1 protein-coding gene is annotated in these 544 nt (G+C 73.3%); it reads right to left on the bottom strand.

Annotated features, from left to right (window positions below):
• The coding region (locus tag G3I40_RS21770; protein ID WP_203644559.1) for a LysR family transcriptional regulator at nt 1-293 on the bottom strand (293 nt) is incomplete at its 3' end.
• Nucleotides 294-544: the final 251 nt, after the last annotated feature.

The raw sequence follows: 544 nt of genomic DNA on the forward strand, positions 1-544 counted from the left end.
GCGGCCAGCGCCTCCTCGAACGCGGCGACGGCGGCGGCCGCCTTCTCGCGGAACGCGCGGCCCTCGGGCGTGAGGGCGAGATGGTGCGTGGAGCGGTCGACGAGGCGGACGCCGAGGCCGGTCTCCAGCGCGGCGAGGGTGCGGGAGACGGCGGGCTGGGTGAGGTGCAGCACGGGGGCGGCACGGGTGACGCTGCCCTCGTCGGCGACCGCGAGGAAGCAGCGCAGGTGACGCAGTTCGATGGCGTGGCCCCGGCTCATGTCCGTGGAGCATAACGGGAGCGCAGAAGGCATTTCACGCGCCGCGCCAGCGGGTTCTAGCGTGGAGGTTCACGCTGCACGCGCAGTGCAGTACCGTGGACGTCGAAGTCCAACATATTGAACTCACGATCCGGCCCGCCGCACACGAGCCCCGCGGCGACGAAGCCGCGTCGAGGCCCGCCGCATCGAAGGCCCGCCGCAGCGGGGCTCGCCGCACCGAGGAGAGGAACGAGGCCCTGTGAACGGCTCGCGCACCGAACAGCCGACGGCCGCCGCGCCGGACG

This window comes from Streptomyces sp. SID14478 (assembly GCF_010548525.1).
Lineage (GTDB): Bacteria > Actinomycetota > Actinomycetes > Streptomycetales > Streptomycetaceae > Streptomyces.